Genomic DNA, 24,598 nt, shown 5'->3' with positions numbered 1-24,598 from the left:
GGTCCGCTTTACATCACTTGTGATCCAACGGAGAAAAATGATGCGTGCATTACCCTTGCTGGTCTGTCTGCTTGCTGTACCCGCGTTGGCAGCGCCTGCCACCGCACCACAACCGCCGCTGTTGCCTGCTGCCGGCCAGTGGCAGATCGTTACCCAGCTCACCCAGGAGCAGATTGCCCGCATGCAGGAACGTGCTGGCGATGGCCGCGGCCAGGGTGGCCCGGGCGGCAAAACCATATTCGATGCCAAGGCCGGCACCATGACGCGCACGCAGTGCCTGAACAAGGAAAGCATCAGCCGCTGGGGCCAGGGCATGCGCCGTGGCCGCGACGAAGACGAACAGCCCAAGTGCGACGCGCCCAAGTATGCGGTCAGCAACAAGACCACGCTGACCATCGACCTCAAGTGCACTGCGCCCGAGCCGTCCAGCAGCCACGCGGTGTACAAGTTCGATGCCGCACGCACCAGCTACACGTTCGAGCAAACCCACACGCGTGATGGTGAAGCCCGCAAGAGCAAGGGCACGGCCAAGCGCGTTGGTGATTGCTGAGCAGGTTGTTGCAATGCTGATCACTTGCGGCTAAACCTTACTGGCAGCTGCACGTATTCGGCGGCATAGTACAAGGCGGTCGGCTTCATGAGCCTGCTGCCTTTATTGCGTCCGGCTACGTCAAAGCGTTTGCACGCAGATGATTTTGCAGTTTCAACGGGGAAACAGATGATTGCCACCATCCTGATCGTGCTGGTTGCAGTGTTGCACGGCTATTTCCTGCTGCTGGAAATGGTGCTGTGGACCAAGCCGCTGGGGCGCAAGGTATTCCGGCTGACGCCGGAGTTTGCCGAGGCCACCAGGGCGCTGGCGGCCAACCAGGGCTTGTATAACGGCTTTCTGGCAGCAGGACTGCTATGGGGGCTGAGCCAGGGGGCGGCAGGTTTCGGGGTGAAGGTGTTTTTCCTCGCCTGCGTGGTGGTGGCTGGCGTGTTCGGTGCGGCCACAGTCAGCCGCAAGATATTCTTTATTCAGGCCGTGCCGGCACTGCTTGCGCTGCTGGCGCTGCAGCTGGGATAAACTGCGAGCCCTGCACCGCCAAAGCTGGCATGTGCAGGCCCGTTGTTTCTACTCATAAGCCACTGATGAAAACCCCGAAAAGAATCGAACCACTGGTCGAAGACGGCCTTGTCGATGAAGTGCTGCGCCAGTTGATGAGCGGCAAGGAAGCCACCGTGTACGTGGTGCGCTGTGGCGAAGAAATCCGCTGCGCCAAGGTCTACAAGGATGCGGAGCAGCGCAGCTTCCGCCAGGCTGCGTCTTATCAGGAAGGCCGCAAGGTCAAGAACAGCCGGCAGGCGCGCGCGATGGAAAAGGGCAGCCGCTACGGGCGCAAGATGCAGGAAGAGGTATGGCAGAATGCCGAGGTGGATGCGCTGCACCGGCTGGCTGCTGCGGGGGTGCGTGTGCCCACGCCATATCTGTGCTTTGAAGGCGTGTTGCTGATGGAGCTGGTGACCGATGCCGACGGGCATGCAGCGCCGCGCCTGAACGATGTGGTGCTGACCGAGGCCATGGCGCTGGATTACCACGCCAAGCTGATCCGCCAGGTGGTGCTGATGCTGTGCGCGGGCATCATCCATGGTGATCTGTCCGAATTCAATATCCTGGTCGATGGCGAAGGCCCGGTGATCATCGATTTGCCGCAGGCGGTGGATGCCGCCGGCAACAACAATGCCGAGCAGATGCTGGCGCGGGATGTGAATAACCTGGCAACGTACTTCGGCCAGTTTGCGCCAGCGCTGAACGATACCCAGTACGGCAAGGAAATCTGGCGGCTGTACGTGGCGGGTGCTTTGCATCCGGATGTGGTGCTGACTGGCCATGTGGAAGCCGATACCGGCCCCATCGACGTGGAAGGCGTGCTGCGCGAAGTGGAAGAAATCCGCAAGATCGAGGCAGCGCGGCAACGCGCGTTGCTGGAGCAGGATGATTGAAGTAGCGGGTGCTGGCGCAACGCTTTACCGCCCCAAATGAAAAACGCCGCATAGCGGCGTTTTTTGTTGCGTGCGCGGGGTTACTTCTGCGCCGGGGCGGATGCACGGTCGTGACGCGGGCCACGCTTGTGATCCTTTCTTTCCTTCAGCAACTGTTGCAGCTGCTGTTGCTGTGCCGGGGTCAGCACCGCCAGGATTTTCTGGTTCAGCTCAGCGTGCAGCACGCTCAACTCGGCACCAGCTTTGGCTTGTGCATCTGCCGCAGCGCGTACCTTGGCCGGATCGGCATCGGGGGTTTCGATCAGCGCCTCGAATGCCTGGTGTTGCTGCTTGAACGCATCGCGCTTGGTTTCAAACTGTGGCTTCAGCGCTTCCTTGATCTGTTTTACCTGTTCTTTCTGCTGGTCAGTCAGATCCAGCGTGCGCAGTGGCAGGCCAAACGGGCCCATGCGGTGTTCATGGTCACCACGGCCATCCCGGTGATGTTCGCCATGTGGCGGTGGGACATCGCCTTTTTCCGGAGCGGCGTAGGTGAGGGCGGCGCCACCAAGCAGGGCGGCAGACAGGGCGGCAAGGCCGAAACGGTTGATCGCATTCATGGGGCAAGGCTCCTGGTTGCGCAACTGGTGTTGCGATGACAGCCAGTTTGCACCGGTGCAATGTAAACGCGGGTTAGGGCAGTGTAATCGTTTCGAAAAGGTGGCTTTGCGCGCTTGGCGCACGCGCGCGCATGGCCGATCATCCACCTATCAAAGGAGTGATTGCAATGGCAAACGCGCGCGTATTGCTGGTGGACGACGATGCAGATCTCTGCGCCATGCAGGCTGAATACCTGGCCACCGAAGGGTTCGATGCCGATGCGGTGTTCGATGGTGAGGCTGGCGTAAAAGCCGCCCTCAGCGGCGATTATGCCGCGGTGGTGCTGGATGTGATGATGCCCAAGCTGGGCGGGGTGGATGCGCTGCGGCAGATCCGTGCGCAATCGCAGGTGCCGGTGATCATGCTGACTGCCAAGGGCGATGGTATAGACCGCATCGTGGGGCTGGAGCTGGGTGCCGACGATTACATCCCCAAACCCTGTATGCCACGCGAGCTGGTAGCACGGCTGCGCGCCATCTTGCGGCGCACGCGCGGCGCCGAGCCCAATCAGCCGCAGCACGCCGGGCCACTGTCCTTGTTTCCGGAATACCGCCGCGCAGAATGGCAGGGGGTACCCCTGGACCTTACCAACTCGGAATTCCAGCTGCTGGAAATCCTCGTTGCAGCCGGTGGCCGGGTGCTGACCAAGAACGAGCTATGCGAGCGCGGTTTGGGCCGTCCGCATACCCGCTATGACCGCAGCGTGGACGTACACATGAGCAATCTGCGCCAGAAACTGGGCAGCTACGAAGACGGCCGCTCGCCCATCCAGACCGTACGCGGCGTGGGTTACCGGCTGGCGGGGGAATGATGGGGCGTCTGTTCTGGAAGATATTGCTGGGTTTCTGGCTGACGCTGATCATTGTCACCGTGGTGGTGGATACCGTCTCCTATCACTACAGCGAGGCGCGCCAGCGTGCGACCAGCGAGGTGGCGCTTGGCGGGCGGGTATCGATGATGACGGTGGCCGCAGCCACTTCGTTGCGTCATGGCGGCCGCCCGGGCTTGCAGGCGCTGTTCGACGGTTGGCCGCGTTTCGTGCGCGACCGGCTGCTGGTGGTGGACGAAGGGGATCACGATCTGTTCGACCGGCCGGTGCCACCCGGCGCACTGGCAGACGCGCGGCGCGTGCTGCGCGATGGCCTCGTCAGCAACCAGAGCGTGATCAGCGAGCCCACACCTGAAGGCGCAGTGCTGTTCTTCGTGCTGGCAGACAATATCCCCCATCGTGGCCCGCCGCCTCAGCGTGGCCTGCCATTACCGTTGCTGTTATGGTTTGGCGTGGGCAGCCTGGCGTTCAGTGCGTTCCTGGCGTGGTATCTGGCGCGGCCGATCCGTGTGCTGAAAAGCGCGTTTGACCGGGTGTCGGAAGGGGATCTGACGGTAAGAGTGGGGCCACGCATCGGCAGCCGCCGCGACGAGATTGCCGATCTCGGCCACGACTTCGACACCATGACCGGCCGGCTGGCGCAACTGGTGTCGTCGCAAAAACAGTTGCTGCACGATGTATCGCACGAACTGCGCTCGCCACTGGCACGCTTGCAGGTGGCAGTGGGGCTGGCGCGGCAGCAGCCGGAGAAAATGGCGGCAACGCTGGATCGCATCGAGCGGGAAACGCAGCGGCTGGATGTGATGGTGGGCGAGCTGCTTACCCTGTCGCGGCTGGAAGCCGGTGCGCAGCAGGATTGGGAGGACTATTTCGATCCGGTGGAGCTGGCGGAGGAAATCGTCGCCGATGCCAGCTTCGAGGCCGATGCATCCGGCGTGCGCATTGCGCTGGTCAGTGATACCGCCAGCCAGCCTGATGCAGTGGTGCATGGCCGTGCCGAGTTGCTGCACCGTGCGCTGGAAAACATCGTGCGCAACGCGGTGCGCTATTCGCAAAGCGGGCAGACGGTAACGGTCAGCATCCTGCGCGACGGCGTGGCGGACCGTTGCCGCATCCAGGTAATGGATGAAGGCCCCGGCGTGCCGGAAGAGCAGTTGGCGCGCATTTTCGAGCCGTTCATTCGCGTGGGCGAGAACAGCAGCGGTTACGGGCTGGGCCTGGCGATTGCGCAGCGTGCCGTGCATGCCCATGGTGGCACCATTGCCGCCAGCAACAGGCCGGGTGGCGGGTTGACGATTTCAATCACCTTGCCGCTGGTACTGACCACCGATAACCTGTGATGGCTCCTGCGTTCATGGCCTGTGCGGTAGCCAGGCTGATGCTTTGGTGCGGCCGGCGAGGTGCGGCCGGCGGAGTGAGGTGTGGCCAGCGTGGCGCAATCCCGAAGGTTTTGTTGGCTTTTCCGCTGCCGTCAGGGTTTTCTTCCGGGTTGGTACAGAACGCCAATTTACAGATGAGAACCTTTCTTATTAAAATGTGAGAATGACTCTCAATACTGCAACAATGCCCTCTCCCCAGTTCACACTTCCCCGCATGGGCACTGTCGCGCTGGTGATCGGCGTGCATGCCGCGCTGCTGCTGGCGATCTGGTCATCGCACAGCGAACCGGAACCGGAGGTGGAAGCGCCTACGCTGGCCTACGTGGAGTTGCCGGTTGCGATACCGGAAAAGCCGGCGCCAGAGCCCAAGCCGCAACCCAAACCGCAGCCCAAGGTGGAAAAAGCCCCGCAAAAGCCGGCGCCCAAGCCGTTGCCCAAGGCCCCGGTGGAATTGCCCAAGAGCGAAACCGCGCCGGTGATCCCGGAGGAAACCGCCAAGCCCAAACCTGAAGTGAAAGAGGTGAAGGAAGTGGCGGCACCGGTCAAGGCACCGGAAGCGCCCGCCGCGCCGGTACAGGAAACGCCAAGCCAGCCTACGGTACAGGCCGGTTATATGTCGATGCCGCGCAGCTACCCGGCGCAATCGCGCATCCTGGGTGAAGAGGGCACGGTGGTGGTCAAAGTGATGGTCAGTGAAGAGGGCAAGCCGATCTCAGCCGAGCTGTTCACCAGCAGCGGTTTCAGCCGGCTGGATGAAGATGCCAGGCGCACGGTGATGAAGTGGCGCTTCAATCCGGCCAAGCGGGATGGCAAGGCAGTGGCATTGTCGGTCAACGTGCCGGTGCGCTACAGCCTGAGCAAGTAAACGTCAGGTGCGCCGCGGGTGCATCTTGAAAAATGCCGATGTATTGCCGATACCTGTGGATGTGATTCACTCATCTTCCATTCCACAGGATCGGCACCATGGCAGCAATGAAACCCCGCAAAAGCGTGTCATTCAGTCTCGCTGACACGCATGTCCGCTATGACCCGCACGACGCACCCAGCGATCGCACCAATACCCAGATCGGCAAGGTAACGACGGCACCGGTACACCGTTTTGGCCCCTTGCCTGATCCGATCAGCAAGCCTGCGCGGGCCGGCAAGGACTTCACGGTCGACATCCCTAACCGGCAGGTCACCAGCACGCATCAGCATGGGGCGTCGCTGACGGTTGATCCGGCAGCTTCGCCATTGACGGGCAAGTACCGCACGCTGCCACAAGGCTCCCCGATCCCGATGGATATGGAACTGCGCGACGACAATCCCTTCGGGAAGCCGGATAGCCACCATGCGCCTGGCCATGTCAGCCTGTTCAACACCACGCCGATGAGTTTCGAAACCTATCAACAGCGCATGGCAACGGTTACCGCGTCGTTTGATGGTGGCGGTACCAAGGCCAAGTGAGCGTAGCCGCTGGCCCGTTATGGTCAGCGGCAACCTCATGGAAGCTGGGTCCTCACCCTGCCTTTTTCGCGCCCGCGCTCTTGCGCCGCTTCTTGCGGTAATCCTCGAAGCGTTTCTGCGTGGCGTCCGCGGTGCGCCCGCCGAACGCATACTGGCTTTCCAGCCACATCACGTTGACCACGCCAAATGCCAGCGCCAGCCCCAAGCCAAGTATCCAGGCGAAATACCACATCGTGTTGTCCTCTCAGTCAAATATCCAGGTTGCAAAGCTGCCTTCGGGCCACTGACGAGCGCAGCGAGGCTCCCTCGCGGCGGCGAGGGCGGGGGGAGATGGCATCAAGCAGGGGAGCGCCGCTGCTTCACCCGCAAAAACCGGTAAGAACCCGGCTTTGCCGGGGTTTTGATGCAGGTGATCCACGGCTAACGTTAGAGGGTGCATGGCAGGCGCTCAGTAGCTATGCGTATCGGTATGGATACGCTTGATGGTGACCGTGCCGCGCATTACCCGGTACACCCAGCTGGTGTAAACCATGATCAGCGGCACGAAGATCGCCACCATCACCAGCATGATGCCCAGCGTTTTCTTGCTCGATACCGCATCCCACAAGGTCAGGCTGGAAGCGGGGTCGATGCTCGATGGCAGCACGAACGGGAACAACGCAATCGCCCCGGTACAGATGATGCCGGTAATGGCGGTGGCGCTACCGGCCAGCGCGGCCCAGCGCCAGCCCATGGCCGCGCCGAATGCCGCACCCAGCGCGGCAAACAGCCCGCCGATCGGTACCAGCCATAGCAGTGGTTGCGCCAGGAAGTTGAGGAACCAGCCTGCGGCATTGCGGGTGACGGTTTTCTGCAGCGGCGTGATGATGCCGTTGAGGTCACCACCGGCATTGGCAAGGTGATAGCCGCCCATGCCGCCGATCAGGAGCGCGCCCAGGCCAAACAGGAAGGCGGTCAGCAGCCCGAAGATCACCGCAGCAGCCCGCGCCCGCGCTGCTACCGCGCCATCGCTGCGCAGGTACAGGAAGGTGGCGCCATGCAGCGTGAACATCGCCACCGACAGCAGGCCGCAATACACGCCGAACACATTGAACAGATCGAGGACGCTGCCGCTGTAGCTCACCCGCATGGTGTCGTCGTAACGGAAGGGCAGGCCGACGAACAGGTTGCCGATTGCCACGCCGAACACCAGCGACGGGAAAATGCCGCCAACGAATAATCCCCAATCCCAGCCATTGCGCCAGCGCGGGTCGGCCAGCTTACTGCGGTAGTCAAAGCCCACCGGCCGAAGGAACAGCGCAAACAGCGTGAAGATCAGCGCCACGTACAGCACCGAGAATGCCGCCGCGTACACCAGTGGCCACGCGGCAAACAATGCCCCGCCAAAGGTGATCAGCCAGGTCTGGTTACCCTCCCAGGTAGGGCCGACGGTGTTGATGGCCACGCGGCGTTCGTCATCGGTCTTGCCTACCCACGGCAACAGCGTGGCGACACCCAGGTCCCAGCCGCCGGTCAGCGCAAAGCCCAGCATCAGCACGATGATGAGGCCCCACCAGATCAGCTTGAGTGTTTCGTAATCGGGCATGTGGTTCTCCTCAGGCGTGGGCCGGGCCGGTTGATTGGGCCGCCAGTGCATCCTCGTGGTGTGCTGCCGGCGTTTCGCCGTGGTAGCGGCCGGTGTGCAGGCTGGCCGGGCCCATGCGGATGTATTTCTGCATCAGGTACATCTCGATCACGAACAGCACGCTGTAGATGGTGCACAGGCCGATCAGGCTGAAGATCACCTGCTTGCCATCCAGCGACGATGCAGACAGGAAGGTGGGCAACACGCCGGATATCGTCCACGGCTGGCGGCCATATTCGGCCACGAACCAGCCGGCAGAGATTGCTACCCACGGTAGCGGGATGCTGAACACGATCAGCTTGAGCAACCAGCGCTGCGGCGCCAGGTTCTTGCGTGCCAGGAACCAGAACGATGCACCGAAGATGAACAGGAACAAAAAGCCCAGGCCCACCATCACACGGAAGCTCCAGAACAGTGGCGCCACCCGCGGGATGGTGTCGTCGGTTGCGGCCTTGATCTGCGCCTCGGTAGCGTCCACCACGTTGGGCGTGTATTTCTTCAGCAGCAGGCCAAAGCCCAGGTCCGCCTTGTGCTCGTCAAACTGCTTTTGCACCGCTGGGTCCTTGTTGCCGGCGCGCAGCTTGACCAGTGCATCGTAGGCCAGCATCCCGCTGCGGATCTGCAGGTCATGCTTGATCTTCAGATCGTGGATGCCGATCACCTGCTTGTCGGTCGAGCGGGTGGAGATCAGCCCCAGCACATAGGGAATCTGGATTGCGTAATCGGTGCGGCCTTCCGACTGATTGGGAATGCCGAACGCAGTGATCGCGGCGGGCGCGGGTGCGGTTTCCCATTCCGCCTCGATGGCGGCGAGCTTCACCTTCTGCACTTCCCCGGTGGTATAGCCCGATTCATCGCCCAGCACGATCACCGAACAGACGGAGGCCAAGCCGAAACCGGCAGCCACGGCGAACGAGCGGATGGCAAAGCCGGTATCACGCGCTTTCAGCAGGTACAGCGCGGAAATCCCCAGCACGAACATCGATGCTGCGACGTAGCCGGCGGCCAGCGTGTGCACGAACTTGGCCTGCGCCACCGGGTTGAAAATCACCTCGGTAATGCTGACGAGTTCCATGCGCATGGTCAGCAGGTTGAACTCCGCGCCTACCGGGTTCTGCATCCAGCCGTTGGCAATCAATATCCACAACGCCGACAGGTTGGAACCCAGCGCCACCAGGAAGGTGACGAACAGATGCTGCACCTTCGACAGGCGATCCCAGCCGAAGAAGAACAGCCCCACGAAGGTCGATTCCAGGAAGAAAGCCATCAATCCTTCAATGGCCAGCGGCACGCCGAAGATATCGCCCACGTAATGCGAGTAATACGCCCAGTTGGTGCCGAACTGGAATTCCAGCGTGATGCCGGTAGTGACGCCCATGGCAAAGTTGATGCCGAACAGCTTGCCCCAGAAGCGGGTCATGTCCTTGTAGACCTGCTGGCCGGTCATCACATAGACCGATTCGCAGATCACCAGGATCCACGACAGGCCCAGCGTGAGCGGCACGAACAGGAAGTGGAACATGGCCGTCAGCCCGAATTGCAGGCGCGACAGTTCCACCACATCGGCGGCGGGGATCATGGTGTTTCTCCAGGGGTGTTGAGTGTTTGGTGTGCAGCGGCCGATGCGGTGGTCACGCCCAGTATCTGCCGGCTGATGGCATCCTGCGAGACCGACATCTGGTGGCTATGCGTGAGCGGCTTCGAGAACCACAATTGCTTGGCGCCCCACAGCAGGCACAGCTTGATGCAGATGATCAGGGTGATTTCCAGCCACAGCGGCAGGCCAGTCTTGAACAGGGAAGCACGCCGCGGGTTCATCGCTAATCGTCCTTGTTGCCACGCAACTTGTCGGCAAAGCCCAGCACTTTCTGTACTTTGGCGCCCAGCTTCATCAGGTTTTCCAGTGTTTCGGGCGACAGCCGGTGCACCTCGTCGAACCAGCCACTGGCGAGCTCCACCAGATCATGCATTTCCCGCATGCGGGCCTGTGCGTGGCGCTCGTTCTCGTTGGCGGGGGTGTCGAGCAATGCATCACGCAACAGCGACAGCGTGGGTTCGATTTCGCGGCGACGCTTTTCCTCGGCCAGCGTGCGGAAGATTTCCCACACATCCTTGGGAGTCTCGAAGTAATCACGCCGGTCGCCAGCCAGATGCACCATTTTCACCAGTCGCCATGACTGCAGCTCTTTCATGCCCATGCTGACATTGGAGCGTGACATGCCCAGTTGCTCGACGATTTCGTCGGCATTCAGCGGTTTGGGGGAAATGAATAGCAGCGCATAGATTTGCCCGACGGTGCGATTGACCCCCCAGCGGCTGCCCATTTCGCCGAAATGCAGTACGAAGCGCTCGTTCAATGGTGAAAGGTTCATGTGTTCTTGTATTTTCAGTAATTATTGAAAATTGTAAATATTCGCTCGTCGCCAGGCAAGTACTTCACGGAAAGTTCATGTAACCCGTTCGCGGCGATGCGGTCGAAGCAACTGATTTCATGGCGGAATATCCTGATGCGTGCGCAAGCGCGCAGCGATGGCGGCTTCCGGTATAATCGAATGTTTTGAAGAGGAGCACGCCATGCCGATTTATGTTTATCGTTGCGCAGCCTGCGGTCATGCAGACGAGCACATGCAGAAGATCGCAGATGCTGCCCTCACCGAATGCCCGGCCTGCCATGCCGATGGCTACCAGAAGCAGGTTACCGCTGCGGGCTTCCAGCTCAAGGGTACCGGCTGGTACGCAACCGATTTCAAAGGCGGCGCTGCGGCGACGTCAGCACCTGCTGCTTCCAGCAGCACACCGGCGTGCCCGGGTGGCGGCTGCGCTTGCCACTAACCACTGAAAGCTCGCAAGAACAAGTCGCTCCAAGGACATCCGTGCTTAGAAAATACCTGTTTACCGGCCTGTTGATCTGGATTCCGCTGGGCATCACCATCTGGGTGATCCAGCTCATCATCGGCACCATGGATCAGATCGGCAGCATCCTGCCGTCTGCGGTGCGCCCGGATTACTGGTTGCTGCAGCATCTGGCCGTGTATGTGCCATGGCTGCAGGACAAACAGCATATTCCCGGCTTTGGCCTGGTGTTTGCATTGTCGGTATTGCTGCTGACCGGTGTGATCGCCCGCAACATGCTGGGCCGCCGCCTGCTGCTGATCGGCGAGCAGTTGCTGAACCGCATCCCCATCGTGCGCTCCATCTACTCCAGCGTGAAGCAGGTATCGGATACGCTGTTTTCCGATTCCGGCCAGGCGTTCCGCAAGGCGGCGCTGGTGCAGTTCCCGCATCAGGGTACCTGGTCGATCGGCTTCATCACCGGTTCGCCGCGTGGCGAGATCAGCGCCAAGCTGTCCGACGATCTGGTCTCCGTTTTCGTGCCCACCACACCCAACCCCACCTCTGGCTTCCTGTTCATGGCAAGGAAGGCCGATGTGCGCGAACTGGACATGAGCGTGGATGAAGCGCTCAAGTATGTGATTTCCATGGGCGTTGTCACGCCGGGCGGCAACGCCCCGGCCAGCGCCCAGATCATTCTTCCCGTATCTACCACTGAAACCGGCGAGCCTGCGCGCGCCGAACATGTCTGAGCAAGGATTGCCTTTAACATGCGTACCGATTACTGCGGCCTGATTGACACCCGTTTCCTGGGCCAAACCGTCACTGTTCAGGGCTGGGCCCACCGTCGCCGTGACCATGGCGGCGTTATCTTCATCGACCTGCGTGACCGTGAAGGCATGGTGCAGGTGGTGGTGGACCCGGATACCCCGGAAGCATTTGCCACTGCGGACAGCAGCCGCTCGGAATTCGTGCTGGAAATCACCGGCATCGTGCGCGCCCGTCCGGAAGGCACCGCCAACAAGAACCTGATCTCCGGCGAGATCGAGTTGCTGGCCAAGGAAATCACCGTACTCAACAGCGCCGTGACCCCGCCGTTCCAGATCGACGATGAAAACCTGTCGGAAAACGTGCGCCTGACCAACCGCGTGATCGATTTGCGCCGCCCGCAAATGCAGAAGAACCTGCGCCTGCGCTACAAGGTGGCGCTGCTGGTGCGCAACTTCCTCGATGCGCAAGGCTTCATCGACATCGAAACGCCGATGCTGACGCGTTCCACCCCGGAAGGCGCACGCGATTACCTGGTGCCTTCGCGCGTGCATGACGGCCAGTTCTTCGCGTTGCCGCAATCGCCACAGCTGTTCAAGCAGCTGCTGATGGTGGCGGGCTTCGACCGTTACTACCAGATCACCAAGTGCTTCCGCGATGAGGACCTGCGTGCAGACCGCCAGCCGGAATTCACCCAGATCGATATCGAGACCTCGTTCCTGAACGAGGACGAGATCATGAGCATCACCGAATCGATGGCCAGACACGTGTTCAAGGAAGCCATCGGCGTCGATCTTGGCGACTTCCCGCGCATGCAGTACGACGACGCGATGTTCTACTACGGTTCCGACAAGCCGGACCTGCGCGTGGACCTCAAGTTTACCGAACTGACCGATCTGATGAAGACCGAGGAATTCAAGGTTTTCCGCGGCGCAGCAGATATGGAAGGTGGCCGCGTGGTGGGCCTGCGCGTACCGGGCGGCGCCGAATTCAGCCGCTCGCTGATCGACGAGTACACCAAGTTCGTCGCCATTTATGGCGCCAAGGGCTTGGCGTACATCAAGGTCAACGACATCTCCAACATCAGCAACGCCGAGGGCTCCGGCCTGCAGGCGCCGATCGTCAAGTTCCTGTCCAACGACGCGCTCAAGGCCATCATCGAGCGCACCGGTGCACAGAACGGCGACATGATTTTCTTCGGTGCCGACAAGCGCAAGGTGGTGGACGAAGCCATCGGCGCGCTGCGCCTGAAAATCGGCCACGAGAAGGGCGAAGCCGGCGGTTACTTCACCAAGTCGTGGAAGCCGCTGTGGGTGGTGGATTTCCCGATGTTCGAATACGACGAGGATGGCAAGCGTTGGAACGCGTGTCACCACCCGTTCACCAGCCCCAAGGTCGAGCATATCGAGTTCCTCAAGACCGATCCGGGCAAATGTAAGGCTCGTGCTTACGACATGGTGCTGAACGGCTGGGAAATGGGTGGCGGTTCGGTACGTATCCACCGGGCCGACATGCAGTCCACCGTGTTCGAAGCGCTGGGGATTGGTGCGGAGGAAGCACAGAACAAGTTCGGCTTCCTGCTCGATAACCTGCAATACGGTGCACCGCCGCATGGCGGCCTGGCCTTTGGCCTGGATCGCCTGGTGACGCTGATGACGGGCGCTGAATCGATCCGCGACGTGATCGCCTTCCCGAAAACCCAGCGGGCGCAGTGCCTGCTGACCAATGCACCGAACGCCGTGGACGAGAAGCAATTGCGTGAACTGCATATCCGTTTGCGTAACACCACGCAGCCTGCTGCGTAGGTTTTACACCTTACACAAATTGGCCGCTTGTCGGTAATTTGTTGTAAACATGGGAGAGGCGCCGTTGGCGCCTTTTCTTATGCCGGTTAATTCATTACCATGAGATCAAGTAAAAATCCTGTCGGGTTTAAGTAATGGACCGCTTCTCGGGCAGCCTCACTCATCGCTGTGGCCATGCATTGGCAGAGCTGGCTGCTGACTTCGATACGCACGAAGCCTATCTCATCCGCGCGGCATTCCGCTGCCCCGGCTGCATTGCCGACATCACGCGCCGCCTGGGCCTCAATACCCGCGTGTACGTAAATTTGCAGCAACTTTCTCCCGGTATGGCCGCCTTCGTGGCGGAAGTGAGTGAAACCGGTGATGAGCTGGATGATCTGCTGGCTGCCGTAGGTTACGGCCGGCGGGGCAAGTCTGGTGACGAACTGCATCCGGGCGTGGAGATTTCCGATCCGGATCAGGGTAGTGTGTGGCGTAAGGAGTTCTGGTTTTCCACCAATGCTGATCCGCGCCACGTGGTCGCGTTGATCGATCACATCAAGCTTGAAATGAGCTGGCTGAGTGCCTATCTGCCGGAAGGAAAAGACGGCATCGAGTTCTGCGCATTTCCCGAGTAAACAACAGTCTGACAACGTGTTGCCGGGGTTATCCAATACCAGAAATGGGTAATGCCAGAGATGACATAAACAAACGGGCCGCTGATGCGGCCCGTTTCAATGCTGGATCAGCCCCGCTTATCGGGCTGTTGCCTCTTCCGCAAACAACTGCTGCCAAAGTGTACGAACCGCCGTCATGTCCTCTGCCAGCGGCGCAAAGGTCTCGGCTGCCAATGCACTGCCATTGAGCCGGCTGGCGTGTTGCAGGCGGCGCAATTCGCGATAGGCGCGTTGCGCGCGTTCAACCAGCGCACGATCAAGCAAGCCTTCTTCTGCAGCAAAGCCCAGCAGTGCGATATTGCCGCGGTTGGCGGTCATGCGTGGGTGGGCGTTGGCATGTGCAAGTATCAGATACTGCACGATGAACTCGATATCGATAATGCCACCGCGGCAGTGCTTGACGTCCGTGGCACGGGCGGGATGGCTTTCCAGCATCTTGTGGCGCATTTCCACCACCGCCTTGGCAAGGTCCGCCGTATTGCGCGGTTGGCAAAGGATTTTCTCGCGGATCGCTTCGAAGGCCGAGCCGATTTCCTTGTCGCCGGCTGCGTAGCGCGCCCGGGTAATCGCCTGGTGCTCCCACACCCATGCTGATTCAAGCTGGTATTCGGCAAAGGCCTCGGTACTGGAAACCAGCAAGCCCGATGCGCCATTGGGGCGCAGGCGCAGGTCGATCTCGTACAGCAGGCCAGCCGCAGTCAGTGTGCTGAGCCAGGTAACGATTTTCTTGGCCAGCCTGGCGTACAGCTCGCTGGCATTGGGGTGATCGTCGTCGTACAGGTAAACCAGGTCCAGGTCCGATGCGTAGCCCAGTTCCTTGCCACCGAGCTTGCCATAGCCGATCACCGCAAAGCGCGGTATAGGCCGGTGGCGGCCAGGTATTTCCTGCCACGCCTGTTCCAGCGTCACTGCCAGGATCAGGTCGGCCAGATCTGACAGATGATCGGACAGTGTCTCCAGTGGCAACAGACCAGCCAGATCCTGTGATACCAGGCGGAAGACCTGTGTGTGCTGGAAATGCCGCAGGCAATCCATCTTGGCTTCAACGTCGTCTTCCAGATCGCCCAGTTCCTGGCGCAGGATCAGCCCCAGTTTCTTCCAGTCCGGGCTCTGGTAGAGCAGGCGTACATCCAGCAATTCGTCCAGCAAGATGGGATGGCGCGTCAGGTAATCGGATACCCATGGGCTGGCACTGTACAGGCCGGCCAGACGCTTGAGTGTTTGCGGGTGCTCGGCCAGCAAGGCCAGATAGGATTCGCGCCGGCCGATTGCCGCCAGCAGGTCGACGATGCGCAGCAGCGTATCGTCGGGGTTGGGGAAACCGGCAGCTACTTCGATCAATGGCGGCAAAATGGCATCCACACGCTTGCGGCAACGGTCGGGCATTTGCTGGTAGGCGCTGCCGGATGCAAATGCGGTCAGCCTGCGCTGGATTTCTGCCGGTTGGTGATAGCCCAGCTTGCCCAGGTCATTGCTGCCGGCGTCCTGCTCGGCGCTGTCTTCTGCAGGCTGCGCCTGCTGGTTTTGCTGCATCTGCTGCCACAGCGCCGCCTGCGGATGATTTTCGTCCTGGTTGGGTGGCAGCACGAACACTTGTTCGAAATGTCGGGTAACCCGGCCGCGCTGTTTCTCCAGCTCCACCAGAAAAATCGCCCAATCGGCAAAGCCCATGCTCAGTGCAATGCGCCGCTTGTCTTCGTCATTGACGGGCAGATTCTGCGTCTGCGCGTCGTCCAGATACATCAACCGGTGTTCCAGGTTGCGCAGGAATGCATACGCTTCCTGCAACTCGCTGACCGCATCGGGTGGCAGCAAGCCCAGCCGGCCCAATTCATCCAGTATGGCGCGGGTTGGCCGCTGTTGCAGGCTGCGTGTGCGTCCGCCGCGGATCAGCTGGAAGACCTGGCCAATGAACTCGATCTCGCGGATGCCACCCGGCCCCAGCTTGATGTTGTCGGCGCGATCCTTGCGCTCCACTTCGCGGCGGATCTGGCTGTGCAGTTCGCGCATCGAGTGATAGGCGCCGTAATCGAGGTACTTGCGGTATACGAAGGGGGTGACCACCTGCATCAGCCCCTCTGCATCGCCGGTCAGTGCGCGGCCCTTGATCCATGCGTAGCGTTCCCATTCGCGCCCCTGCGTGAGCAGGTAATTTTCCAGCGCGGCGAATGAGCAGGCCAGCGGGCCGGCATCGCCGAACGGGCGCAAGCGCATGTCCACGCGGAACACGAAGCCGTTTTCATCGGTATCGGCAATCAGGTTGATCAGCTTCTTGCCGACCTTGGCAAAATACTCGTGATTGGTGATGTGGCGTGGCCCATCGGTGACGCCATCTTCTGGATAGACAAAAATCAGGTCGATGTCGCTGGAGACATTCAGTTCGCAACCACCGAGCTTGCCCATGCCGACCACGATCAGCTCCTGCGCAGCACCGCTGTCCTCGCCGATGGGAATGCCGATGCGCTCTTCCGGTTGCATGGCCCACGCCAGCGCCTGCTGGACCGCTACCTCTGCCAGATCGCTGACGGTGTGCATGGCCTCGGTCAGCGAGGCCAGGCCCTCGAGCTCGCGCGCAATCAGCCGTGCCATTACCGCCTGGCGCAGTGTGCGCAGCTGGCGGCGAAACGTGGCTTCATCGGCTGCCGGGTGCTTGAGCAGGCGCAACTCCATTTCCGAGCGTGCAAACGGGTGGTAGAGATGGGCTGCCGTTTCATCGGCCAGCGCCGGATCGCGCAGGAACAGGCGTTCCAGATATCGGCTATGGGCTAAGGCGGGGGCGAGGCTGGTGGACAGTAACTCGGTCATAAGCGAAGGTGGGGAATCCGGTAGAATTGGCAACTTAACTACACGCTAGCACAAGCTGGCCGGTTGCCGCGTGGCGATTGGCGCCAAATTGCCCGATGATGTTTTTCTTTTGCGATTACCCAACACCTGTGACATTACCCGCAGCCAAGGCAGGGCAATGACCTTCGGTAGCCGTGCGCGTCGCGCCGGGCGGATCATCCTGGCAGTGCTTGCCTGGCACTCACGCCTGCTGTTGCGTTTACTGCTGGCGGTGCTGGCCATTTTCGTGATCCTGGCGCTGGTTTGGCAGTTCTACCTGTTGCCCAGGCTGGACCAGTATCGGCCAGGCATCGTGGCAGCCATCGCCAAAGCCAGCGGCAGCAATTTATCCGTGGCGCACCTGACCGGGGGCTGGGCCGGCATTTTTCCGCGGCTGAAAATCGACGGTGTGACGGTCAGGGATGCCGGTGGCCAGGTGGCTGTGGAACTGGCATCGATCGATGCGGAAGTGTCGTGGTCGTCGCTACTGGCGTTCGAGCCGCATTTTCATAAACTGGCGCTGACCGCACCCAGATTGGCAGTGGTACGTGATCAGCAGGGTGTGTGGCATCTGGGCGGTTTTGCGCTGCGTGAAGGGCACGGCAAGGACAATCACTTCATTGACTGGCTACTGGCGCAAGGCGAGCTGTCGCTGAGTGGCGGCGAAATCACCTGGCACGACATGTCCAGCGGTGAGGCGCCGCAAACGCTGAGCGATGTGCGCATCAGCATCAGCAAGTTGTTCAGCCGGCATCGTTTTTCGTTGGCTGTTACGCCACCGTCCCAGTTGGCTTCGCCGTTGCTGGTCGATGGCAACTGGTACGGCAACGAAGTGGCCGAGTGGCGGGAGTGGCGCGGTGTGGTGAACGCCAGGATGAGCCGTTTCGACCTCACCAGGCTGGCGCGCTGGTTGCCTGCTGCACTGCAGGGGCCGGTGGCCTGGCAGGGGCAGGGTGGCGGCGAGTTTTCGCTCTCGTTTGCCGCTGGCAAGGCTGAGCAGATGCGCATGGCGCTCAAGGGCAAGAACTGGCAAGGCGATTTCCAGGGGCGCGCGATCAGACTGGCGGAAGTCGATGCCCGCATGAACTGGCGTCAGCAGGCAGGTCAGCAGCGCTTCGAGTTGCAGGCAACCCGCATCGATACCGGTGCCGGGCCGTTCTGCCGCGACTGCAGCCTGACGCTCAAACAGGACAACAAACAGGGCGCCGCCCGGGGCTGGACGCTGGAAGCCCGCGATTGGCAGCTTGCGCCGCTGACGGCGTTCGTGCCGCTGCTGCCTTCACCGTGGAAGGAGCGCTTGGTCAATCTCAGCCTCAAGGGGGATCTCAAGCAGATCCGCTTGCGCAAGCAGGGGGGCCAGTTTGACGGCGAGGGCGAGGTTGAAGCCGCCAGCATTGCCGGTTATCCGGGCTGGCCTGCAGCAAGCGGGATGGATGTGTCGCTGCGCTTCGATGCGCGCGGTGGCCAGTTGCAGGTTGCCAGCGAGCAGTTTCGCCTCGCTGCGCCAGACTGGTTTACCGATGACCTGAACTTCAAGGTGCTGAAGTTCGATACCGACTGGCAAAGGGATCCGCAGGGCTGGCATGCCAACATGAAGCGGCTGCAATTGCAGAACGATGATGTGACCACCAGCCTGAGCGCGCACTACACCGCCAGTCCTGATGGCCCCGGCTTTCTGGACCTGACGGGCGAAATTCCACGATTGAGTGCCAGCCGGGTCAGCACTTACCTGCCGCGCGAGGTGGGTGCCGATACGCTGGCCTGGCTCAGGCAGGCGTTGACCACTGGCGAGGCCTACGATGGCAAGGTGGTGGTCAAGGGTGATCTGGCGCACTTCCCTTTTGCTGGCGACAAGGGGGGGCTGTTCCGCATTACTGCAAAGGCCAGGGACACCGCGCTCAAATACGCGGAAGGCTGGCCGGCCATCGAGGCCATCAATGGCGAGCTGGATTTTCACGGTACGCGCATGGAAATCCATGGCCGCGATGCGGGCCTGTTCGGCACGCGGCTGAGCGCGGTCAGCGCGATCATTCCGGACCTCGATACCACCACGCCTGTGCTGCAGATCGATGGCCAGGCACGCGGCCCCACGCGCGAGTTCCTGCGCTTCCTGAAAGCCAGCCCCATCCGTGAGCGCACCGACAGCTACCTGGGTGACCTCAAGGCCGAGGGCGATGGTGATCTGCAGCTCAAGCTGGATTTGCCGCTGGCCAATATCGAGGCCGCGCGCATTGCCGGTCAGTATCGGTTTGTGGATAACCAGTTCGACTTTGGCGCCAGCGTACCCAGGTTTGCCAATGCGCGTGGGCGTGTGGCCTTTACCGAGAAGCAGATGCAGATCAGTGATGCCACCGCGCAGGCGCTGGGTGGCCCTTTGCGCATTGCCGGTGGTACCGATGCAACTGGCGGGCTCCGGATCGCATTCAATGGCCAGGCGCAGCTTGCGGAGGTGGCAAAGCGTTTCGAGTTGCCGCTGGCCAGCCGCGTGCGCGGTGCTGCCGTATATCAGGGGACGCTCAGCGGCGGTGCGGACAGCTTCGAACTGGCATTGCAATCACCGCTGACGGGCGTACTGCTCGATCTGCCTGCGCCGCTGGGCAAGCTGCCAGCCGACGCTCGTCCGTTGCGCCTGAAAATTACCGGCAGCAAGGCACAGAACCAGTTCGAATTCGCCTACGACAAATTGTTGCAGGGCCTCCTCATCCAGCGCGACAACACAGTGAGCGGGCAGATCGGCCTGAACCGCGTGCCGGGCACGCCGGCACAGCCCGGCGTCACCTTGGTCGGTGGCTGGCGCGAAGTGAACCTGGATGGCTGGCGCAAGCTGGCCGATGAAGTCAAAACCGGTGGCGATGCCGCTGCGGGCATCATATCGGCCGATCTTTCTTTCGGCCGCCTGGCGGGCTGGGGCTATGCACTGAATGATGTGGCACTGAAATTACGCATGGATGGCAATGGCTGGCTGGGCGATATCGCCAGCCGTGAAGTGACCGGCAAGGTGGCATGGAACGGGCAGAATCGTGGCAAGCTCTCGGTGGCGCTCGGACGCCTGCTGCTGCCACTGCCCGAGGATGCCGAAACCATCCTGCCCTCCACGCTGCCACGCAGCGTGGCTGCGGTGCCGCAGGCACAACACACGTTGCCGGCGATGGATCTGCATGTGGAGGATTTCCGCTACAAGACGTGGCAACTGGGCAAGCTGGATGTCGATGCGGTACAACAGGGCGATATCTGGCGGCTCAATTCGGTCAGCCTCGTCAACCCGGATGGCAAGCTCAGCATGACCGGCCTGTGGCGGCAGCGCCCCAATCGCTCTCGCGTCGAAGCCAGATTCAACGTCAGCACCGATAGCTTGGGCAAACTGCTGACACGGCTGGATTACCCGGATACGATGAAACGTGCGCCCGGGCAGTTCAGCGGCGATCTGGCGTGGGAAGGCGATCTGTTTCCCCCCGATCTTTCCACGCTGGAGGGCTCGCTCAAACTGGATGTACAGGCGGGGCAATTCAGCAAGATCGCGCCGGGCGCTGCGCGCTTCCTGTCCATTCTCAGTCTGCAATCGTTGACGCGCCGTGTGCAGCTCGATTTCCGCGATGTGTTTTCGGAAGGGTTCGAGTTCGATACGATTACCGGCGAGGCCACCATACAGCGTGGCCAGGCGCATACCGAAAACCTGATCATCAGCGGGCCGGCGGCGCAGGTGCTGTTCCGTGGCGATGCCAATTTCGTGGCCGGCACGCAGAACCTGCGCGTGCGCATCGTGCCGGTCATCGGTGATTCGGTGGCGGTTGCCACCACGCTGATCAACCCGATTGCCGGCGCGGCAGCCTTTTTGCTGCAACGGATACTGAAAGACCCGCTGGGCCAGCTGGTGGCGTATGAGTACGATATCACCGGCACCATGCGTGATCCGCAGATCACTCCCAACAAGCAGACGCTGACCGATCGCCTGCGCGATGTCCGCCCACGATGAGGCTTCCCATGAAGACATTCTCTGCCGCCGCCGTCCAGATGATCTCCACGCCCGACGTGGCCACCAACCTGGCCACCGCCGCGCGGCTGATCGCGCAGGCAGCCGATGGCGGTGCACAACTGGTGGCGTTGCCGGAGTACTTTGCCATCATGGGGGCGGACGCCACCGACAAGCTTGCGGTGCGCGAGGAATTCGGCAGCGGCCCCATCCAGCACATGCTGGCCGGCGCCGCGCAGCGCCATGGCATCTGGCTGGTGGGCGGCACGCTGCCGCTGACCTCCCGTGATCCGGGCCGGGTGCGCAATGCCAGCCTCGTCTACAACCCGCAGGGCGAGTGCGTGGCGCGCTACGACAAGATCCACCTGTTCGGTTTCGATAACGGCACCGAGCGTTATGCGGAGGCCGATACCATCGAATGCGGCGATACGCCGGTTACGTTTGAAACGCCGTTTGGCCATATCGGCGTTGCCGTGTGCTACGACTTGCGCTTTCCCGAGCTGTTCCGTGCACATGAGGTCGATGCATGGGTGTTGCCCGCCGCCTTTACCGCCACCACAGGCCGCGCGCACTGGGAAGTGCTGCTGCGCGCACGCGCGATCGAGAACCAGTGCTTCGTGATCGCGCCAGGGCAAGGCGGCCTGCACCCCACCGGGCGTACCACCTTCGGTCATAGCCTGATTGCCGATCCCTGGGGTGAATTGCTGGCGCTGGTGGAAGAGGGTGAGGGGATCGCCGCAGCGGAGCTCAAGGCCAGCCAGATCGAACGCGTGCGCAAGGTGCTGCCGGCGCTGCAGCATCGGGTGTTGTGATTTTCCCGCCTGTACTGCGCAATCGGGCCGGTTTGCTTGTTTCCATTGCCGCCAGCCTCATATAGTCAGGATATCCGCCGTACGAGCGCCCGATAAGCGACGCCGGCGCATTGTTTTTTCCATTCTGGTCTTTTTAGAATTGCATCGGGGCGCGGTGCGCGATACCTTGCCCCTGTCCCGATTACACGGCCTGTTGCATTGCACGGGCCCAGCCATGAAGCATAACCATGAACGCACCGCTGACCACTGCCCAACAAACCCTGCTGCTGCCGTTCGATCTGGACGAGAGCCGGCTTGAAAGCGTCTTTGGCGAAATGATGCGCCATGACCTCGACTACGCCGACCTTTACTTCCAGTACAGCCGGGCCGAGGCATGGAGCCTGGACGAGGGCATCGTCAAATCCGGCAGCTTCAATATCGACCAGGGCGTGGGCGTGCGCGCCATCTCGGGCGAGAAAACCGCGTTTGCCTACTCGGACGATATCGGCCTCAACCCGCTGCTGGAGGCGGCGCGCGCTACCCGCGCGATCGGCCGGCAGGGCGGCAACGGCACCGCCATCGTCAGCAAGGGGGGCGTGCGCCACAGCCTGTACGCGCCGGTTGATCCGCTGGCCAGCCTGAACGAGGCAGCCAAGGTGGCGCTGCTGGAAAAGCTGGAGCGCGCGGCGCGCAGCATCGACAAGCGCGTGGTGCAGGTGATGGCCAGCCTGGCATCCGAATACGAAGTGATCTTCATTGCCCGCCACGACGGCCACCGCGCCGCCGACGTACGCCCGCTGGTGCGCCTGTCGGTACAGGTGATCGTCGAGGAAAACGGCAAGCGCGAGCAAGGCAGCGCCGGTGGCGGGGGCCGTTTCGACTATGGCTATTTCAGCGATGAAATCATCCACGATTACGCAAGGAAAGCGGTTGATCAGGCGCTGCTCAACCTCAACGCCCGCCCGGCGCCAGCCGGCGAGATGACCGTGGTGCTGGGTTCGGGCTGGCCCGGCATCCTGCTGCATGAAGCCATCGGCCACGGGCTGGAAGGCGATTTCAACCGCAAGGGCTCGTCCGCGTTCTCCGGCCGTATCGGCGAGCGCGTGGCTGCACCGGGTGTGACGGTGATTGATGACGGCACCATCCCGGATCGGCGGGGCTCGCTCAACGTCGACGATGAAGGCAACCCCACGCAGCGCACCGTGCTGATCGAGGATGGCGTGCTCAAGGGCTATCTGCAGGACAGTCTGAACGCACGGCTGATGGGCGCCGCGCTGACCGGCAACGGCCGGCGCGAAAGCTATGCGCACCTGCCCATGCCACGCATGACCAATACCATCATGCTGGCGGGCGACAAAGACCCGGCAGAGATCCTTGCATCGGTGAAGCGTGGCTTGTATGCAATCAACTTCGGTGGCGGTCAGGTCGACATCACCAGCGGCAAGTTCGTGTTCTCCGCAGCGGAAGCGTGGTACGTCGAGGATGGCAAGATGCTGTACCCGGTAAAGGGCGCTACGCTGATCGGCAACGGCCCGGACGTGCTGACCCGTGTATCGATGATGGGTAACGATCTGGCGCTGGATCCGGGCGTGGGCACCTGCGGCAAGGAAGGGCAAAGCGTGCCGGTGGGGGTGGGGCAACCCACATTGCGTATCGACGGTGGCCTGACCGTGGGCGGCACCGGCTGATACCCTGGTGACCGGGGCTGCTGTGTTCAGCCGCGAAGCCGTCAGTAAATCCACCGCTTAGGTGACATCCCCGATCGTCATGACCGCAACGGCAGCTTAGGCTGCCGTTTGCGTTGCCGGCCCGATACAGTAGCGCTGGTTGTCCTCCATCCCGCAAGGAATATGTTTTGGTTCATTTCGACACCCTCGCTGCGCAGAACGGCTTTTCACTCGGCGTGATCACGCTGGACGCGCCCGCCCGCCTGAATGCGCAAAGCCTGCCCATGGTGTGGGCGATGCAGGAGCAGCTTGACCGCTGGCGCGATGATCCTGCTGTGGTGGCCGTGCTGTTGCGTGGCGCAGGCGAGCGCGCCTTCTGCGCCGGCGGCGATATCAAGGCGCTGTACCACGCCATGTGCGATCCGCTGCTGATCGACGAAGCGGATGCGTTCTTCGCACATGAATACACGCTGTGCATGGAACTGCGCCGCTACCCCAAGCCGGTGCTGGCATGGGGCAATGGCGTGGTGATGGGCGGCGGGTTTGGCCTGTTTGCATCCAGCAGCCATCGCGTGGTGACTGAAAACAGCATGCTGGCCATGCCGGAGGTGGCCATCGGCCTGTTCCCGGATGTGGGGGCAAGCCTGTGGCTGCAGTCATTTGCCGATGGTGCAGGCCGCCTGATGGCCTTGTCCGGCATCCGTATCAATGCCGCGGATGCACTGGCCGTGGGTGCCGCAGATGCGGCGCTGGCGGCCAGTACGTGGCCAATGCTGCTGGCCACGCTGGCCGAGCTGCCCTGGAGCGGCGCTGGCAACGGCGATGCATTGCTGCTGCACGGCACGCTCAATGCGCTCTCCAGCGCGCAACCATGCCCGTTGCCGTCCGCGCAGTGGCCGGACGTACAGGATGAGGTGGTGGCGCTGATGGCCGGCAACGATCTGCAGGCAGTTTCGGCACGGCTGTCCGCGTACGCAGGCAGCAATGCCTGGCTTGCCGAAGCCGCCGCGCAGCACCGCGCCGGCTCGCCGCATTCCATTGCGCTGGCATGGACGATGGCAGAGTGCGCTGCCACGGTCAGTGATGTGGCGTTGCTGGTGCTGGAAATTGCCGCTGCACGCCATTGCCTGCGTCATGGTGATTTCCGCGAGGGTGTGCGCGCCAAGCTGATCGATCGTGACGGCTTGCCGCACTGGCGCGCCTGCACGCTGCAGCAGGCGCAGGCTGATGCACAAGCCATGCTGGCCGCGGCGCGCGTCTGAGCAGGCAAGGGTTTGGCCGACGCAGCTTGCGCAAAGCGCCTGCGTGTGAAAGTACCGATTCGCACAGGGTTTCGCTGGCCCGTCCGCTAAGCAGCAGCAGGATGGAAACGTACATTGGGGG

22 protein-coding genes are annotated in these 24,598 nt (G+C 61.7%); 15 read left to right on the top strand and 7 right to left on the bottom strand.

Translation table 11 applies throughout. The annotated features are described in order from the left end of the window. The first annotated feature begins 37 nt into the window (after positions 1-37). From IGB42_RS06595 to IGB42_RS06585, 3 genes are all read left to right on the top strand, one after another. A complete protein-coding gene (locus tag IGB42_RS06595) occupies positions 38-550 on the top strand; it encodes a DUF3617 family protein (protein WP_159668762.1) in 513 nt (170 codons plus the stop codon). A gap of 168 nt (positions 551-718) precedes the next feature. After that, complete coding sequence (locus IGB42_RS06590) at positions 719-1,069, top strand: DUF1304 domain-containing protein (RefSeq protein ID WP_174764177.1); 351 nt, start codon at positions 719-721, stop codon at positions 1,067-1,069. Between the two features lie 65 nt (positions 1,070-1,134). After that, positions 1,135-1,986 carry a PA4780 family RIO1-like protein kinase gene (locus IGB42_RS06585; protein WP_159668759.1) on the top strand — a complete coding sequence of 284 codons (852 nt, stop codon included), beginning with the start codon at positions 1,135-1,137 and terminating at the stop codon, positions 1,984-1,986. Between the two features lie 80 nt (positions 1,987-2,066). Here the strand turns inward: IGB42_RS06585 and IGB42_RS06580 are convergent, their stop codons facing one another. After that, positions 2,067-2,585 carry a Spy/CpxP family protein refolding chaperone gene (locus IGB42_RS06580; RefSeq protein WP_159668756.1) on the bottom strand — a complete coding sequence of 173 codons (519 nt, stop codon included), beginning with the start codon at positions 2,583-2,585 and terminating at the stop codon, positions 2,067-2,069. Between the two features lie 167 nt (positions 2,586-2,752). Here IGB42_RS06580 and IGB42_RS06575 point away from each other — a divergent pair, with 167 nt between their 5' ends. The 4 genes from IGB42_RS06575 to IGB42_RS06560 all read left to right on the top strand — a co-directional run bounded on the left by IGB42_RS06575 (position 2,753) and on the right by IGB42_RS06560 (position 6,279). Beyond that, positions 2,753-3,436 carry a response regulator transcription factor gene (locus IGB42_RS06575; protein ID WP_159668753.1) on the top strand — a complete coding sequence of 228 codons (684 nt, stop codon included), beginning with the start codon at positions 2,753-2,755 and terminating at the stop codon, positions 3,434-3,436. Further along, positions 3,433-4,794 (top strand): ATP-binding protein, encoded by a 1,362-nt coding sequence (locus IGB42_RS06570; RefSeq protein WP_159668750.1) that lies wholly within the window; start codon positions 3,433-3,435, stop codon positions 4,792-4,794. The genes IGB42_RS06575 and IGB42_RS06570 overlap by 4 nt, the downstream gene beginning before the upstream one ends. Before the next feature lie 253 nt (positions 4,795-5,047). Then, positions 5,048-5,698, top strand: a complete 651-nt coding sequence (locus IGB42_RS06565; protein ID WP_159668747.1) for an energy transducer TonB — start codon at positions 5,048-5,050, stop codon at positions 5,696-5,698. A 98-nt stretch (positions 5,699-5,796) separates the two neighbouring features. Then, positions 5,797-6,279, top strand: coding sequence for a hypothetical protein (locus IGB42_RS06560; RefSeq protein ID WP_159668744.1), 483 nt, complete (start codon positions 5,797-5,799; stop codon positions 6,277-6,279). A 52-nt stretch (positions 6,280-6,331) separates the two neighbouring features. Here the strand turns inward: IGB42_RS06560 and cydX are convergent, their stop codons facing one another. The 5 genes from cydX to IGB42_RS06535 all read right to left on the bottom strand — a co-directional run bounded on the left by cydX (position 6,332) and on the right by IGB42_RS06535 (position 10,275). Beyond that, the gene (cydX, locus tag IGB42_RS22640) at positions 6,332-6,511 is read right to left on the bottom strand and encodes a cytochrome bd-I oxidase subunit CydX (RefSeq protein ID WP_159668741.1); all 180 of its coding nucleotides are present in this window, start codon (positions 6,509-6,511) and stop codon (positions 6,332-6,334) included. A gap of 216 nt (positions 6,512-6,727) precedes the next feature. Further along, positions 6,728-7,864, bottom strand: a complete 1,137-nt coding sequence (gene cydB, locus IGB42_RS06550; RefSeq protein WP_159668738.1) for a cytochrome d ubiquinol oxidase subunit II — start codon at positions 7,862-7,864, stop codon at positions 6,728-6,730. A 10-nt stretch (positions 7,865-7,874) separates the two neighbouring features. Beyond that, positions 7,875-9,482, bottom strand: coding sequence for a cytochrome ubiquinol oxidase subunit I (locus IGB42_RS06545; RefSeq protein WP_159668735.1), 1,608 nt, complete (start codon positions 9,480-9,482; stop codon positions 7,875-7,877). Next, positions 9,479-9,721, bottom strand: a complete 243-nt coding sequence (locus tag IGB42_RS06540; RefSeq protein ID WP_159668732.1) for a hypothetical protein — start codon at positions 9,719-9,721, stop codon at positions 9,479-9,481. The genes IGB42_RS06545 and IGB42_RS06540 overlap by 4 nt, the downstream gene beginning before the upstream one ends. 2 nt (positions 9,722-9,723) lie before the next feature. Then, positions 9,724-10,275, bottom strand: a complete 552-nt coding sequence (locus IGB42_RS06535; RefSeq protein ID WP_159668729.1) for a GbsR/MarR family transcriptional regulator — start codon at positions 10,273-10,275, stop codon at positions 9,724-9,726. 157 nt (positions 10,276-10,432) lie between these two features. Here IGB42_RS06535 and IGB42_RS06530 point away from each other — a divergent pair, with 157 nt between their 5' ends. The 4 genes from IGB42_RS06530 to IGB42_RS06515 all read left to right on the top strand — a co-directional run bounded on the left by IGB42_RS06530 (position 10,433) and on the right by IGB42_RS06515 (position 13,925). Further along, positions 10,433-10,735, top strand: a complete 303-nt coding sequence (locus IGB42_RS06530; RefSeq protein WP_308419210.1) for an FmdB family zinc ribbon protein — start codon at positions 10,433-10,435, stop codon at positions 10,733-10,735. Between the two features lie 41 nt (positions 10,736-10,776). Beyond that, positions 10,777-11,487 carry a DUF502 domain-containing protein gene (locus IGB42_RS06525; protein ID WP_236822511.1) on the top strand — a complete coding sequence of 237 codons (711 nt, stop codon included), beginning with the start codon at positions 10,777-10,779 and terminating at the stop codon, positions 11,485-11,487. Positions 11,488-11,505: 18 nt separating this feature from the next. Next, the gene (gene aspS, locus IGB42_RS06520) at positions 11,506-13,308 is read left to right on the top strand and encodes an aspartate--tRNA ligase (RefSeq protein WP_159668722.1); all 1,803 of its coding nucleotides are present in this window, start codon (positions 11,506-11,508) and stop codon (positions 13,306-13,308) included. 134 nt (positions 13,309-13,442) lie between these two features. Continuing rightward, entirely contained in the window at positions 13,443-13,925 is a 483-nt protein-coding gene (locus tag IGB42_RS06515) for a hypothetical protein (RefSeq protein ID WP_159668719.1), read from the top strand. Between the two features lie 117 nt (positions 13,926-14,042). Here the strand turns inward: IGB42_RS06515 and glnE are convergent, their stop codons facing one another. Beyond that, entirely contained in the window at positions 14,043-16,769 is a 2,727-nt protein-coding gene (gene glnE, locus IGB42_RS06510; RefSeq protein WP_159668716.1) for a bifunctional [glutamate--ammonia ligase]-adenylyl-L-tyrosine phosphorylase/[glutamate--ammonia-ligase] adenylyltransferase, read from the bottom strand. 157 nt (positions 16,770-16,926) lie between these two features. Between glnE and IGB42_RS06505 the strand changes: the two genes are divergently transcribed. The 4 genes from IGB42_RS06505 (at position 16,927) to IGB42_RS06490 (ending at position 24,477) form a co-directional block, all read left to right on the top strand. Continuing rightward, positions 16,927-20,760, top strand: coding sequence for a YhdP family protein (locus tag IGB42_RS06505; RefSeq protein WP_159668713.1), 3,834 nt, complete (start codon positions 16,927-16,929; stop codon positions 20,758-20,760). 8 nt (positions 20,761-20,768) lie between these two features. Then, positions 20,769-21,569 carry a carbon-nitrogen hydrolase family protein gene (locus IGB42_RS06500; RefSeq protein WP_159668710.1) on the top strand — a complete coding sequence of 267 codons (801 nt, stop codon included), beginning with the start codon at positions 20,769-20,771 and terminating at the stop codon, positions 21,567-21,569. A gap of 227 nt (positions 21,570-21,796) precedes the next feature. After that, entirely contained in the window at positions 21,797-23,236 is a 1,440-nt protein-coding gene (tldD, locus tag IGB42_RS06495; RefSeq protein ID WP_159668708.1) for a metalloprotease TldD, read from the top strand. A gap of 167 nt (positions 23,237-23,403) precedes the next feature. Then, complete coding sequence (locus tag IGB42_RS06490) at positions 23,404-24,477, top strand: enoyl-CoA hydratase/isomerase family protein (RefSeq protein ID WP_159668705.1); 1,074 nt, start codon at positions 23,404-23,406, stop codon at positions 24,475-24,477. The last annotated feature ends 121 nt before the right edge of the window (positions 24,478-24,598 follow it).

It is taken from the genome of Andreprevotia sp. IGB-42 (genome assembly GCF_009848685.1).
GTDB lineage: Bacteria > Pseudomonadota > Gammaproteobacteria > Burkholderiales > Chitinibacteraceae > Andreprevotia.
This window is presented reverse-complemented; position numbering and strand designations above follow the sequence as displayed.